This is a genomic window from Glycomyces sp. TRM65418 (assembly GCF_019710475.1).
Lineage (GTDB): Bacteria > Actinomycetota > Actinomycetes > Mycobacteriales > Micromonosporaceae > Glycomyces.
In genome coordinates, this window is the sequence record NZ_JAJFAX010000012.1 from 17,186 (window position 1) to 30,566 (window position 13,381).

12 protein-coding genes are annotated in these 13,381 nt (G+C 70.0%); 10 read left to right on the forward strand and 2 right to left on the reverse strand.

Features of this window, described 5'->3' with window-relative positions:
* Nucleotides 1–176 precede the first annotated feature (176 nt).
* Nucleotides 177–3,770 carry a transcription-repair coupling factor gene (gene mfd / locus K3N28_RS20625; protein WP_228094651.1) on the forward strand — a complete coding sequence of 1,198 codons (3,594 nt, stop codon included), beginning with the start codon at nt 177–179 and terminating at the stop codon, nt 3,768–3,770.
* 165 nt (nt 3,771–3,935) lie between these two features.
* Here mfd and K3N28_RS20630 read toward each other — a convergent pair whose 3' ends face one another.
* The gene (locus tag K3N28_RS20630) at nt 3,936–4,658 is read right to left on the reverse strand and encodes an SDR family oxidoreductase (protein ID WP_228094652.1); all 723 of its coding nucleotides are present in this window, start codon (nt 4,656–4,658) and stop codon (nt 3,936–3,938) included.
* A gap of 363 nt (nt 4,659–5,021) precedes the next feature.
* Here K3N28_RS20630 and K3N28_RS20635 point away from each other — a divergent pair, with 363 nt between their 5' ends.
* The 9 genes from K3N28_RS20635 (at nt 5,022) to thpD (ending at nt 11,678) form a co-directional block, all read left to right on the forward strand.
* Nucleotides 5,022–5,279, forward strand: a complete 258-nt coding sequence (locus tag K3N28_RS20635; RefSeq protein WP_228094653.1) for a hypothetical protein — start codon at nt 5,022–5,024, stop codon at nt 5,277–5,279.
* Between the two features lie 7 nt (nt 5,280–5,286).
* Nucleotides 5,287–5,604, forward strand: a complete 318-nt coding sequence (locus K3N28_RS20640) for a type II toxin-antitoxin system PemK/MazF family toxin (RefSeq protein ID WP_228094654.1) — start codon at nt 5,287–5,289, stop codon at nt 5,602–5,604.
* Between the two features lie 109 nt (nt 5,605–5,713).
* Nucleotides 5,714–6,265 (forward strand): hypothetical protein, encoded by a 552-nt coding sequence (locus K3N28_RS20645; RefSeq protein ID WP_228094655.1) that lies wholly within the window; start codon nt 5,714–5,716, stop codon nt 6,263–6,265.
* A gap of 317 nt (nt 6,266–6,582) precedes the next feature.
* Nucleotides 6,583–7,266, forward strand: coding sequence for a hypothetical protein (locus tag K3N28_RS20650; RefSeq protein WP_228094656.1), 684 nt, complete (start codon nt 6,583–6,585; stop codon nt 7,264–7,266).
* Nucleotides 7,263–8,210, forward strand: a complete 948-nt coding sequence (locus K3N28_RS20655; RefSeq protein WP_228094657.1) for a MazG family protein — start codon at nt 7,263–7,265, stop codon at nt 8,208–8,210. Before K3N28_RS20650 ends, K3N28_RS20655 begins: the two co-directional genes overlap by 4 nt.
* Nucleotides 8,211–8,284: 74 nt before the next feature.
* A complete protein-coding gene (gene ectA, locus K3N28_RS20660; RefSeq protein ID WP_228094658.1) occupies nt 8,285–8,941 on the forward strand; it encodes a diaminobutyrate acetyltransferase in 657 nt (218 codons plus the stop codon).
* A gap of 103 nt (nt 8,942–9,044) precedes the next feature.
* Nucleotides 9,045–10,319 (forward strand): diaminobutyrate--2-oxoglutarate transaminase, encoded by a 1,275-nt coding sequence (gene ectB, locus K3N28_RS20665; protein WP_228094659.1) that lies wholly within the window; start codon nt 9,045–9,047, stop codon nt 10,317–10,319.
* Nucleotides 10,316–10,732 (forward strand): ectoine synthase, encoded by a 417-nt coding sequence (locus K3N28_RS20670; RefSeq protein WP_228094660.1) that lies wholly within the window; start codon nt 10,316–10,318, stop codon nt 10,730–10,732. Before ectB ends, K3N28_RS20670 begins: the two co-directional genes overlap by 4 nt.
* Before the next feature lie 43 nt (nt 10,733–10,775).
* Nucleotides 10,776–11,678: an ectoine hydroxylase gene (thpD, locus tag K3N28_RS20675; RefSeq protein WP_228094661.1), complete on the forward strand. Its 903-nt coding sequence runs from the start codon at nt 10,776–10,778 to the stop codon at nt 11,676–11,678.
* An 82-nt stretch (nt 11,679–11,760) separates the two neighbouring features.
* Here thpD and K3N28_RS20680 read toward each other — a convergent pair whose 3' ends face one another.
* Nucleotides 11,761–13,374: a hypothetical protein gene (locus tag K3N28_RS20680; RefSeq protein WP_228094662.1), complete on the reverse strand. Its 1,614-nt coding sequence runs from the start codon at nt 13,372–13,374 to the stop codon at nt 11,761–11,763.
* Nucleotides 13,375–13,381 lie beyond the last annotated feature (7 nt).

The window sequence follows — 13,381 nt, forward strand, 5'->3', positions numbered from 1 at the left end:
ACCGCCTCCGAGCAGTCGGTGAACACGCTCGTCGAAGCCTGCGAGCGGTAAATCGAGCGAAGTCACGCGAGGTAGACTCGACCGGTTGCCGGAACCGGCCCCATCGGGCCGGATTCCGGCCACTTGTCGTGCTCGAAGCACACCCGTGACCGGAACACCGCGCAGGGAGCCCGCGAATGTCCCAAGACCGATCCGTTCCGAAACTCGCCAGTCTGCTGCTGGCCGAGGCGAAGTCGCCGAAACTCGCGCGCCTCGCCGAACTCGCGTCCTCGTCCGACCGGCCGGTGGACGTCGTCGCCGTGCCCGGCGCGCGCCCTCTCGCCCTCGCCCAGGCCGCCGCGCACGCCTCCGGGCCCGTGCTCGCCGTCACCGCGACCTCCCGTGAGGCCGAGGAGCTCGTCGAGTCCCTGGCCTCGTTCATCCCCGAAGCGGACATCGCGCTCTACCCGGCCTGGGAGACCCTCCCGCACGAGCGCCTCTCGCCGCGTTCGGACACCGTCGGCGCCCGCCTCGAACTGCTCCACCGCCTCCACGCCGGCGACGTCCCCCGCGTCATCGTCACCCCCGTCCGAGGCGCCCTTCAGCCCCAGCTCAAAGGCCTCGGCGCGCGCGAACCCGTGCAGCTGCGCCGCGGCGACGAGACCGACCTCACCGACCTGGCCGCCCACCTGGTCGACCTCGCCTACGAACGCGTCGACCTCGTGGAGAAGCGGGGCGAGTTCGCCGTGCGCGGCGGCATCCTGGACGTCTTCCCGCCCACCGCCGAGCACCCCCTGCGCCTGGAGTTCTTCGGCGACGAGGTCGACTCCATCCGCGAGTTCTCCGTCGCCGACCAGCGCTCCCTCGACGAGGCCCCCGAGCTGCGCGCCGTCGCCTGCCGCGAGCTGCTCCTCACCGAGGACGTGCGCGAACGGGCCGCCGCCCTCGGCGAGGACTACCCCGGCCTGGCCGACATGTGCGCCAAACTCGCCCAAGGCATCCCCGTCGAAGGCATGGAGTCCCTGCTCCCGGCCCTCTCGGGACCCGATGAGCTGCAGCTGTTCCAAGAGGTCCTGCCCGGGGACGCCCTCATCGTCGCGATCGACCCCGAGCGCATCCGCTCCCGCGCCCTCGACCTCGTCGCCACCTCGAACGAGTTCCTCGAGGCCTCTTGGGCCGCCGCCGCGGCCGGGGCCCAAGCGCCCGTGGACCTCGGCGCCGGCACCTTCACCGACCTCGCCGAGGCCCGCACCACCGCGCTCGCCGCGGGGCAGCGCTGGTGGACGATCTCGCCGTTCGCGGCGGTCCCCGAATCGGATCCCGTCGCCGCCGAACTCGCGGCCATCACGGGGGAGTCGCCGACCTCGGGCGGTGTCTCGGACGACTCGATCACCGTGGACCTCGGGATCACCGAGACGCCGCGCTACCACGGCAACACGGCCCAGCTCGTCGCGGACATGCAGGGTTGGACGCGCGAAGGCCGCGCCGTCGCGGTGGTCTACCCGGCCCTCGGCGGGGCCGAGCGCGCCGCCGAGCAGCTGCGCGCCGAAGGCGTCGGCGCCCACCTCGACGCCGCGCCCGGGGCGTTCCCGAAAGGCGAGGTGGTCGCCTGCACCGGCACGCTCAGCCTCGGTTTCATCGACGACGCCTCCGGGCTCGTCGTCGTCACCGCCGCGGACATCGCCGGCGGCAAGGCCCTCGCGGCCCAGAAGCCCCGGAAGGGCAAGGCCACCAAGCGCCGCGGCGCGGTCAACCCGCTCGAGCTCTCCCCGGGCGACTACGTGGTGCACGACTCGCACGGCGTCGGCAAGTACGTCGAGATGGTGCGCCGCTCGATCGGCGGGGCCGAGCGCGAGTACCTCGTGATCGAGTACGCCGCCTCGAAGCGCGGCCAGCCCGGCGACCGCCTGTTCGTCCCCACGGACGCGCTGGACCAGCTCACCCGCTACGTCGGCGGCGAGCAGCCGAGCCTGCACAAGCTGGGCGGCACCGACTGGCAGAAGACGAAGCGCCGCGCCCGCAAGGCCGTCCGCGAGATCGCCGCCGAGCTCATCCAGCTGTACGCGGCCCGTCAAGCGGCCCAGGGGCACGCGTTCAGCCCGGACACGCCGTGGCAGCGCGAGCTGGAGGACGCGTTCCCGTACATCGAGACTCCCGACCAGATGTCGGCCATCATGGACACCAAGGCCGACATGGAGGCCCGCGTCCCGATGGACCGCCTGGTCATGGGCGACGTCGGCTACGGCAAGACCGAGGTCGCCGTCCGGGCCGCGTTCAAGGCGGTGCAGGACGGCAAGCAGGTCGCCGTCCTCGTGCCGACGACGCTGCTGGCGAGTCAGCATTACGGCACGTTCGTGGAGCGCATGGGGCAGTTCCCGGTGAAGATCAAGCAGCTCTCGCGGTTCCAGTCGGCTCGCGAGGCCGCGGAGATCCAGCGGGGCATCGCGGCGGGGGAGATCGACATCCTCGTGGGCACCCACCGGCTTCTCCAGGCCGAGACGCGCTTCAAGGACCTCGGGCTGATCATCGTGGACGAAGAGCAGCGGTTCGGCGTGGAGCACAAGGAGAAGCTGAAGGCGCTGCGCACGGCCGTCGACGTCCTGACCATGTCGGCGACGCCGATCCCGCGGACCCTCGAGATGGCGGTGACGGGCATCCGGGAGATGTCGACGATCGCCACGCCGCCCGAGCAGCGCCACCCGGTGCTGACCTATGTGGGCGGTTGGGAGGCGAAGCAGGTGGCCGCGGCGATCCACCGCGAGCTGCTGCGCGACGGCCAGGTGTTCTACCTGCACAACCGGGTCGAGTCCATCGACCGGGCCGCGACGAAGTTGCGCGAGCTCGTCCCCGAGGCCCGCGTGGCGGTCGCCCACGGCAAGATGACCGAGACCCAGCTGGAGCAGATCATGCAGGGTTTCTGGGAGGGCGAGTACGACGTGCTCGTCTCGACCACGATCATCGAGTCCGGCATCGACATCCCGAACGCGAACACGCTCATCGTGGAGCGCGCGGACCTGCTGGGGCTCTCGCAGCTGCACCAGATCCGGGGCCGCGTGGGCCGCAGCCGCGAGCGCGCGTACGCGTACTTCCTGTACCCGCCGGAGCAGACGCTCTCGGACACGGCGCACGAGCGGCTGGCGACGATCGCGCAGCACTCGGAGCTCGGCGCGGGCATGTACGTGGCGATGAAGGACCTGGAGATCCGCGGCGCGGGCAACCTGCTGGGGGCGGAGCAGTCGGGGCACATCGCCGACGTGGGCTTCGACCTCTACCTGCGCATGGTCGGGGAGGCGGTGACCTCGTTCAAGGGCGGCGGTGAGGAGCCGCCGGCCCCGGTGAAGGTGGACCTGCCGCTGGACGCGAACATCCCGTTCGACTATGTGGAGGTCGAGCGGCTGCGGCTGGAGATGTACCGCAAGATCTCCGAGGTCCACAGCGAGGCCGAGCTCGAAGAGGTGCGTGAGGAGATGGAGGACCGGTACGGGCCCGCGCCCGACCAGGTGCAGACGCTGTTCCATCTGGCCCGGTTCCGCCTGCTCGCGCGTCGCCACGGTCTCACGGACGTCGCCTTGCAGGGCAAGAACCTTCGTTTCTCCACTGTGGATCTTCCGGATTCGAAGCAGATGCGTCTGGGCCGCCATTATCCGGACGCGCACTACAAGGAGGCGGCAGGGCTCATCAGCGTCCCGCGCCCGACCACGTCGAAGATCGGCGGGAAGCCCCTGGAAGGCCTCGCGCTCCTGCAGTGGTGCGCGGACCTGATCACGGACGTCATCCCCGAAGCGGCATAAGGAGACCGGCCGCGACGGCGGCCGGACCGGGCGAGCGGGCCCTCCCTCCCGGAGCGGCCCGCCTCGCCTGCATGGCCGTCGACCCCGGCTGCGGCCGCCCGGAGGGAGCGCGCCGGTGTCGCCGCGGGCGAGGAGGACGCTCCGACCGGCGGCGCCCGCGGCCGCTCAGGCCTGCTCGAAGTAGAACGACTTGATGAAGCAGTCGCGGGGCTGCCCGATCGCGAACCGGACCGTCTCCACGAGCGACCGGGCCGACAGCGCGTCGCCCGCGTTTCGCTCGGCGTCCCACTCGTCGCTGAGCGGATCGGGGTTGTCGAAGTCGGGCGGGTACAGCGACATGACCCGGACGCCTCGGGGCCGCAGCCGCTTCGACAGGACCTCGGTGAACCCGGCCTGGGCGGCCTTGGCCGCGTAGAACGCTTCGTGCGCCGTCGACCGGTGGTTCCCGTACTCCCCGCACCCCGACACCAGGGTCACGATGTCCGGCCGCTCGCTGCGCAGCAGCAGCGGCAGGAACGCCTTGGTGGCCAGGACGGTCCCGGCGGCCCCGGCGGCGATCGTCTCAGCGACCTCCTCGTCGGAGGCTTCGAGGAACCCGCCGGCGTCCAGATACGGCGCGCCGTTGTTGACGAGCACGTCCACGGTGTCCCGGACCTCGCCGACGGCGTCGACGAAGTCCCGCACCGACTCGGCGTCGGCGAGGTCGCACTCGAACGCGTGGGCCCGGCCGCCGACGTGCCGCACCTCCTCGGCGACGTCCTCGGCCGCGGCGAACCGCCGCGCTGACAGGAACAGCTCGGCCCCGTCCCGGGCGAGCTCGATGGCGAGACTGCGCCCGAACCCGCGCCCGGCCCCGGTGACCACCACCCGATGACCCGCGAACCGCATGAGCCGACTCCCTCCGAGACCCTGCAACCCAGTGTCCCGGACTGCACGGCCCCGTCAAGTCCTCGGACGGGTCCCAAGACCCCCACCGCGGCAGGCGACGACGCGAAAGGCCGAGCGCCAAGGGCCGCCAAACGAACGCCTCGAGTCGAGTTCCCGACAGACCGGATCGTGGGACCCGGGAGTCGGCGACCGAAGGGTAAACTCCAACGCATACAAGAGCTTCACATGCATATGCACGTGCAATATAACGAGAAGATAACATATTCGGGCCCGAGGCGGAAGGCGTAGGCGCAGGGACCGCCGCATGCCATCCTCAAAGAATCTCACGGCGCATCTTTGAGCGATGCCGTGCGCTCTCGCCTCATGAAAGCAGGTCCCGTCGCCATGCCGAAACGAGCGATCACCGTCCGCTTCGACGAACACGACTGGCAGGTCATCGCCGCCGTCGCCGCCGCGGAGGGCAGCAAGCCTGCCACCTGGCTCGCCCGCGAGGCGCGCCGGGCCGCGCTCGCCGCGGAACTGCGCGCATGGAACGAGTCGGCGGCACTCGAGAACCAGGACTGGGTGGAAGCCACCGAACGCGAGTCCGCCGAGTTGTGGACCGGGGACGGCGAGGAGTAGAGGATCTATGTCAGCACAACGGCCGCCCAAGCGCGGCGAGGTCTACATGCACACCCCCACCGGCAGGCGAGTGGTCGTGCTGTCGGACAACCGGTTCAACGCCGACCCCCACACGGGCCGCGTGCTCGTCGCGCCGCTGGGCCGAAGGCCCGCACCGGTGTCGGTGCCCTGCGGCGATCAGGACCCCGTCGGCGGCTTCGTCCACATCGCCGAACTCGGCCAAGCCAGCCTCGGCAGCCTCGCCGACTCCGCCTGCATGCTCTCCGGCCACACCCTGGACCGCATCAACCGCGCCCTCGTCACCCTCTTCGACCTGCCGTACTAGCCGAGACCCCGTCCACCCCTGGACACCCCCGCGGTCGAGCCGCCCTCCCGCCCGCTTTCCCTCGTGGCGTTGCGGCCGTAGTCTGGAGGCCCCATGTCTTGGAGCGACCGTGAACATGCCAACCTCCCCCGATCCGGAAGCGCTGTACGACAAGCCGCATTCCGTGGACCTGGCGCAGGTCATGATGGTGTTCCAGTACTTCATGGTGGTCAGCGTCAGCATCGGCGCCGTCCCGCGGCTCTTCAACTGGCTCAAACGCGAGAACACCGACGCCCCGGTCCTGTCGGACGTCGACATCGGATCGAGCTACCCGATCGAGATCGTCCTCCCGGCCGTCGTGGTGCTCACCGTCCCGTACATCATCCTGGTCCTCGACCTCGGCTTCGGTCTGCGATGGGCCCGGGTCGCGGCCTTCGTCGTCGTCCCGGCCAACACGGTGATCGGCATCGGCGGCGTGGCGCGGACCTACGGCGAAGTCCTCGCCGTCGTGGTCGCTCCGATATGGCTCACGGTCGCGCTGTGCGTGCTCGGCGGCCTGCTCTCCCGCGCCGGAAGGCAATGGTTCAACCAAGGCGGCTGGACCCCGTGGTACGTCCGCTACGAAATGGACCAACGCCGAAGACGACGCCGACCCATCCGTCGAAGACGCCGCCGATCCTGAACGGCCCCAACGACGGCAACGCCACCCGAGCCGCGTCCCGGTCGGCGCGAAGGCGATGAGCGCTGTGCCCGGTCCGATGTCGCGAGCGGCCCGGCAGGCGATCGCGAGGACGAGGAGCAGGTGGCTCCAGTTCTTTGCGAGGAACGACTGGTCCTTCTCGCTCGGCATGCCAGCGGCATGCGGCGAAGCGAACTCGCCTCGCGAACCCTCTTGCCGGGATCCGGACAAGCCGCTCGAGCCGGGCGGGGTGGGGGGTTTGTGGGAGCGTCTTCGGTGAGGCTAAGGTCACAGGGGCAGTCGATTGGAAGGGAAGTGCTGTGCGCAGACTCAGGCTGGTCGGAGTGGCGGCCGTCGGGCTCCTCGCGTTGGGGGCTTGCGGGAGCGAGCAGGGCGCGGCCCTGTTCGTCGGCGACGAGCGCGTCACCGAGTCCACCATCGACGGGTACGTCGACGGGACGGTGGCCTCCTACCTCGAACAGGGCGCCACGATGGCTGACATCAGCTACGCCGACAACCGCCAGCAGGCCGCGCTCATCGTGCTCTTCGCCGAGCTGGGCCGCGAGATCGGGCTGCCCGCGCCGCAGACGGGCGGCGCCGCGGACGAATACGAGGCCCTCTACCTCGAAGCCGTCGAGTACCACGAGACCCTCTCCCAGCGGGCCGAGCCGCGGGCAATGACCAAGGACGAGCTCGAAGCGCTGAACACCGCCATCGAAGGCGATGAGAACCTGCTCCAGCGCATCGTTCAGGAATGGGCCGTCGGCCAGAACCTCACCCAGGCGCAGTTCCAGGAGTTCGGCATGGCCGTCCAGAGCGACCCCGGCATCCTCACCGACGTCGTCTGGCAGTGGGCCGAAGTCCAGGGCGCGCAGATGGCGGGCTTCGCCGACGACCTCAACGAATACGTCGAGGAGTACGACATCTCCCTGAACCCCCGCTATGGCGAACTGGACATCAGCCCGCTCGTCGGAGTGTTCGAAGTGGAGATCCCGCAGCGTTGAGCACCATCACCTGGCTCCTGACCTCGCCGCGCATCCCCGCCGGGCTGCTCACCGTCGAGGCCTGGGACGCCCTGCACGAGGCTGAGGCCGTCGCGGCGTTCTTCGAGTCGCCCGCCGTCGAGGCCGTGCGCGACGCCGGCATCGACGTCGAGCTGGTCGAGGACGCCGCCGAGTTCATCGAGACCGGCGGCGTCTGGATCGTCGGCGAGGACGGCGACGAGGAGCTGCGCGAGGCCCTCGCCGAGTTCGTCGCCGGCGGCGAGATCGAGCTGGAGGTCGTCTACGGCTCGTGGGATCCGCCCGGCGCCCGCCTCCTCGACCTGGTCGAGGCCGTCGCGCGCCTCCACGCCGAGGACGGCTGCCCGTGGCACCGCGAGCAGACGCACCGGACCCTCGGCCCGTACCTGCTCGAGGAGTCCTACGAGGTCCTCGACGCGATCGGCCGCGACGACGCCGACGAGCTGCGCGAGGAGCTCGGCGACCTGCTGTTCCAGCCGCTCCTGCACGCCTCGCTCGCCGAGGACTTCGACATCGACGACGTCGCGGGGGACCTGGTCGAGAAGATCGTCCGCCGACACCCGCACGTGTGGGGCGACGCCGACCCGGACGACCTCTACCAGCACTGGAACGAGGCCAAGGCCGCCGAGAAGCCGCACCGCGACCACCCGGCCGACGGCGTCTCCCGGCAGCTGCCGTCGCTCTCGCTGGCGGCCAAGGTCATCGAGCGCTTCCACGACCAGGGCGAACCCCTGGACCTGCCCGAACTCCCCGCCGGAGTCAAGTTCGAGGCCGACGAGGTCGGCGATTTCCTGCTGGCCGCCGTGGCCGCCGCGCGGAACGCCGGGGTCGACCCCGAGCTGGCGCTGCGCCGGGCGGTCACCGAGCGGGCGGGGCTCGACCGCCTCGATCCGCAGGGGCACGTCGCGGAGGCGATCGAGTACTGAATATTCAACGAGAACTTCACAATAACGTTCTCATGGCCTTAACAATCGCCGGTATGTCTGCTACGGTCGACCGCATGCCATCCGGTGACGCAAGTGCCGCCGGCCCGCTGGGGCCGAGCACCCAGGTCAGAGGATCGGACGACCCCTCTGCGGGGGCGTTCGACCTGAGCCATCCGGCCCCCCAAGACGGGCCGCTCATGTGGGAGCTCGCCATCGAAGCGGGCGGTCTCGACGTCAACAGCAGGTACGCCTACCTGCTGTGGTGTCGCGACTTCGCGGCGACGACCGTGGTGGCCCGCTCAGGCGAACGCCTGGCGGGTTTCATCACCGGTTACCGGCGCCCGGACGCACCCGACACGCTCTTCGTGTGGCAGGTGGCCGTCGGCCCGGACTTCCGCCGCCGCGGACTGGCATCGCGCATGCTCGACCACCTGGTCGGGTCACTGCGTTCCGAGGGGGTCCGCGTCGTCGAATCGACCGTGACCCCTGACAACAAAGCGTCGATGCACCTGTTCTCGTCGTTCGCGAAGGCGAACGGCGCGGACTTGACGCGCGACGTGCTGTTCTCCGAGCACGAGCTCGGCTCCGACCACGGACCCGAGGTGCTGCACCGCATCGGACCGCTCCCGGAGCGGGCCGAGGGCGACACCGGTCCGTTCTCCGGGTCCTTCGAGCCACGACCGCACCGCCCTGCCGAGCAGGGCGATGCGCGCGGCCCGGAACCGGACTGAGCCCCGCCCTACCCGGGCACCGACGAGTGCCGGCCCGGGTATGCGCCCGACTGCCCAGTCGGGAAGCGGAGAACCGCCCAATCAGGCCGACCCAGAGAGACTCATGCAGGTTTTCGAACAGGTCGAATCAGAAGTCCGTTCATACTGCCGCAACTGGCCCACGGTGTTCACCACCGCCAAGGGCAGTCGCATCAACGACGAGCAGGGGAAGTCGTACATCGACTTCTTCGCCGGGGCCGGATCGCTCAACTACGGGCACAACCACCCCGTGCTCAAAGAGGCCCTCATGGGCTACCTCGCCGAGGACAACGTCGTCCACACCCTCGACACCTACTCGGTCGCGAAGCGCCGATTCCTGGAGACCTTCCGCGACGTCGTACTCGCGCCCAGGAACCTCGACTACAAGGTCCAGTTCCCCGGACCGGCCGGCAACAACGCCGTCGAGGCCGCGCTCAAGCTCGCCCGCAAGTACACCGGCCGCGAGACCATCGTGTCCTTCACGAACGGGTTCCACGGCATGACGCTCGGGGCCCTCGCGGTCACCGGCAACTCGATGAAGCGCGGCGGGGCGGGCGTCCCGCTCAACAACGCCGCGACGATGCCCTACGACAACTACATGGACGGGCGCACGCCCGACTTCCTGTGGCTGCGCAGCCTCCTCGAAGACCCCGGCTCGGGCCTCGACCGGCCCGCCGCGGTGATCGTGGAGACCGTGCAGGGCGAAGGCGGCATCAACGTCGCCAGCGACGAGTGGCTGCGCGGGCTCGAGGCGGTCTGCCGCGAGCACGAGCTGCTGTTCATCGTCGACGACATCCAGATGGGCTGCGGCCGCACCGGCCCGTTCTTCTCGTTCGAGCGAGCCGGGATCACCCCGGATATCGTGACGATCTCGAAGTCCCTGTCCGGCATGGGCCTGCCGTTCGCGCTCACCCTGATGAAGTCGCACCTGGACGTGTGGGAGCCCGGCGAGCACAACGGGACCTTCCGCGGCTTCGCGCCGGCGTTCGTGACCGCGACCGCCGCGCTGGAGACGTTCTGGCGCACCGACGACTTCACCGCGCAGGTCGACGCCAACGCGGACTGGCTCGACGGCCGGCTCCGCGGCATCGCCGAGTCCCACCCCGAGCTCGTGATCACCACCCGCGGCCGCGGCCTGGCCCGGGGCCTGGTCTTCGACGAGCCCGAGCACGCGGGACTGGTCTGCCAGGAGGCCTTCGCGAACGGCCTGCTCATGGAGACCTCCGGCGGGGCGGACGAGGTCGTGAAGTTCCTGCCGCCGCTCAACACGCCGCGGTCCGACTTCGAGGAGGGCGTCGACATCCTCCGCGAGGCCGTCGCCACGGTCGCCAAGGAAGTGTCCGCGAAGGAGCAGGCATGATCGTCAAACGCCTCCAAGACCTCGTCGGCACCGAGTACGACGTCGAGGGCCACGACCGCGACAAGGCCCAGGGCACCTGGCGGTCCCGCCGCCTGCTCCTGGCCAAGGACAAGGTCGGCTTCTCGCTCCACGACACCGTCCTCTTCGCCGGTACGTCCACGACCATGCAGTACGCCAACCACACCGAGGCGGTGTACGTCATCGAGGGGTCGGGGAAGCTCCACGACCACGAGACCGGCGAGGTCCACCCGCTCGCCCCGGGGACCATGTACCTCCTCAACGGGGGCGAGAAGCACACCCTCGTGGTCGAGGAGGACCTGCGCTGCGTGTGCGTGTTCAACCCGCCGGTCACCGGCCGCGAAGTGCACGACGCCGACGGCGTCTACCCCCTCCTGACCGAAGACGACGCCTAGCGGACGAACGCGCCGCTCGCGGCGCAGTGAGGAGCGAACTTCCATGCCTTCCAACGACACCCCCACCATCGATTACTATCCGACGCGCCGCTTCAAGGAGCCGCGCCTGATCTACCGCACCGAGGACCCGGCCGTCTGGGGGCGTCCCGAGGACGGGCCGCTCACCGAGACGCAGCTCCAGTCCCACGAGATGGACGGGTTCACCGCCGTCGAGCAGCTGCTGGAGCCCGGCGAGCTCGCCGACGCCCAGACCGAGCTCAACCATCTGCTGACCGATCCCTCGCTCGTCGGCGACGAGCGCGTGATCCGGGAGCGGTCCACCGACGAGGTGCGGTCGGTCTTCGACGTCCACCGCCTCTCGTCGTTCTTCTCGGAGCTCATCCGCGACGAGCGGATCGTCGGCGTCGCCCGCCAGATCCTGGGCTCGGAGGTCTACGTCCACCAGAGCCGCGTCAACTACAAGCCCGGTTTCGGCGGCGCGCCCTTCGAGTGGCACTCGGACTTCGAGACCTGGCACGCGGAGGACGGGATGCCGCGCATGCGCGCGGTCAGCCTCTCCTTCGCGCTGACCGAGAACTACCACTACAACGGCTCGCTGATGATCATGCCCGGCTCGCACCAGACGTTCGTCTCGTGCGTGGGCGCGACGCCCGAGGACAACCACAAGGCCTCGCTGGTGAAGCAGGAGGTCGGCACGCCCGACCACGGGTCGCTGCGGATGCTCGCCGACAAGCACGGCATCCACCAGTTCACCGGCCCCGCGGGCTCGGCGATCTGGTTCGACTCGAACTGCATGCACGGCTCGAACGGGAACATCACGCCGTTCCCGCGCTCGAACCTGTTCATCGTGTTCAACAGCGTCGAGAACGCGCTGGAGGAGCCGTTCGCGGCCGAGAAGCCGCGTCCGGAGTACCTCGGCTCCCGCGACTGGCAGGTCCTGCGTTAGACCGGTCTGGAACAGGCCGCACGACGGGGGGAGGCGCGGGTCCGTTCGGACCCGCGCCTCTTGTCGTCTACCGACGGCCGCGTCAGCCGGCCGGGATCGTCGGGACGTCCTCCTCGTCGTACACCGGCGCGGGCATGGCCCGCAGCAGTTCACCGACCATGTCGGCGTCGATCGGCGCGTCGTCGGTCCACTGCAGCCAGACGCCGACCGCCCAGCCTCCAGGGGAGTAGCGGGTGGCGTACATCTCGTGCTCGGTGAACGCCTCCCAGTCCTCCCCGGCCATCGGCTCGTGGGTCACCGAGTGCTCCTCGAACGCCCATGTGGTGCCGTCGTCGTCCGACCAGGAGTCGCAGACGAACCCCTCCTTGCACACCGTCAGATGCCCGTCCCAGGTGCCCGTCTCCGAGAAGCCCGGAATCCACCCGCCGGGCAGGTAGTACCGGAGGTTGAAGGCGACGTCGCCGACCGAGCTGTCGATCGTCGTCTCGATCGGGAGCGTGCCGTAGGCCGAATAGGAGCGCTGCATGTTCGCACCGCGGTCCATCTGGCCCAGCGACAGCGCGCCGCCCTCCTCGAGCGTCGCGTCGGGATAGTGCTCCCGGAGCACCGTGCGGGCGATCTCGTACGTCTCCGCGGCGTCGCCCTCCGCCTCAGCGGAGTTCGCCCAGTCGTCCTCGTCGTAGACCCAGCCCATCGGGACTTCGTTCAGCTCCTCGACGGGCCGCAGTTCCGAGGTGTCGAACTCGAACTCCGGCATCGACGCCGCCGCGTCCACGAGTCCGCCGAGATCGAGCGGGTGGTCCGTGCCCGAGCAGTTGTTCCAGGTGACGCGAAGACCCGTGCCGTTGGGGTAGACGATCGCCAGCTCGGCGGCGCAATCGTGGTCGGCGATCATCAGCGTCCGGCCGGCGTCCAGCTGCTCGGTGGTGAACTCCGGCGCCTCTTCGGTGAAGTACGGCCCGTCGCTGATGAAGTGCTGCGGGAACAGCTGTTCGGTGATCGGACCGGGTTCGGCCGTCCAGCCGCCGGGCAGGGCCACTTCGAACTCGAAGATGGTGCGGAGCGCGAACCCCTCCTCCTCGGACTCGCCGCCCTTGAAGCTGCGCAGGAAGGTCTGGCCGTAGTTGCCGGGCTTCTGATGCGCGCCGACCGGCATGCCGCTCTGTCCGATGATGCAGGCGTCGAACTCCTCCTGCGAGCCGTCCTCGGTGAGGATCCACGAACACTCGTCCTCCGGGGCGGTGTTGGCCGGGTCGTCCCACACGCCCGCCTCGGCCAGCAGCTGCCCGAACGCCTCGGTGGCCGCCGCCTTGACCTCTGCGGCCTCCTCGTTCTCGCGGTAGACCCCTCCCGCCCAGTCGCCGTCGGCGACAGTGCCCCACTCCTCGGCGTACGGGTAACCGGCCATCGCCGGGTCTTCGACGACGACTGCTTCGGGCGGGGTGGAGGCATCGGTGGACGGATCGTCGGCGGCTCCGGTCGGCGTCCCCGGCATCCCGGTCACGGACAGCGCGAGCACCGCGGCGACGGCCGCGACGCCGCTGGCGGCCGCCCCGCCGAGCACGGCGCGGTGGCGGCGGCGGACGCGGTACCCGTCGCGCACGATCCGGTCGAGGTCGAACCGGGCCGGCGGGGGCTCCGCCTCGGGCATGGCCTTGCGGAACACTTCCCCTGGGTCGTCGTCTTGCAGGTTCATCAGTCTT

Excerpts from the sequence above, each read along its gene's own strand:
- K3N28_RS20635 (WP_228094653.1), top strand. The coding sequence starts at position 5,022 with ATGAAAGCAGGTCCCGTCGCCATGCCGAAACGAGCGATCACCGTCCGC.
- ectA (WP_228094658.1), top strand. The coding sequence starts at position 8,285 with ATGCCATCCGGTGACGCAAGTGCCGCCGGCCCGCTGGGGCCGAGCACC.
- mfd (WP_228094651.1), top strand. The coding sequence starts at position 177 with ATGTCCCAAGACCGATCCGTTCCGAAACTCGCCAGTCTGCTGCTGGCC.
- K3N28_RS20670 (WP_228094660.1), top strand. The coding sequence starts at position 10,316 with ATGATCGTCAAACGCCTCCAAGACCTCGTCGGCACCGAGTACGACGTC.
- ectB (WP_228094659.1), top strand. The coding sequence starts at position 9,045 with ATGCAGGTTTTCGAACAGGTCGAATCAGAAGTCCGTTCATACTGCCGC.
- K3N28_RS20630 (WP_228094652.1), bottom strand. The coding sequence starts at position 4,658 with ATGCGGTTCGCGGGTCATCGGGTGGTGGTCACCGGGGCCGGGCGCGGG.
- thpD (WP_228094661.1), top strand. The coding sequence starts at position 10,776 with ATGCCTTCCAACGACACCCCCACCATCGATTACTATCCGACGCGCCGC.
- K3N28_RS20640 (WP_228094654.1), top strand. The coding sequence starts at position 5,287 with ATGTCAGCACAACGGCCGCCCAAGCGCGGCGAGGTCTACATGCACACC.
- K3N28_RS20680 (WP_228094662.1), bottom strand. The coding sequence starts at position 13,374 with ATGAACCTGCAAGACGACGACCCAGGGGAAGTGTTCCGCAAGGCCATG.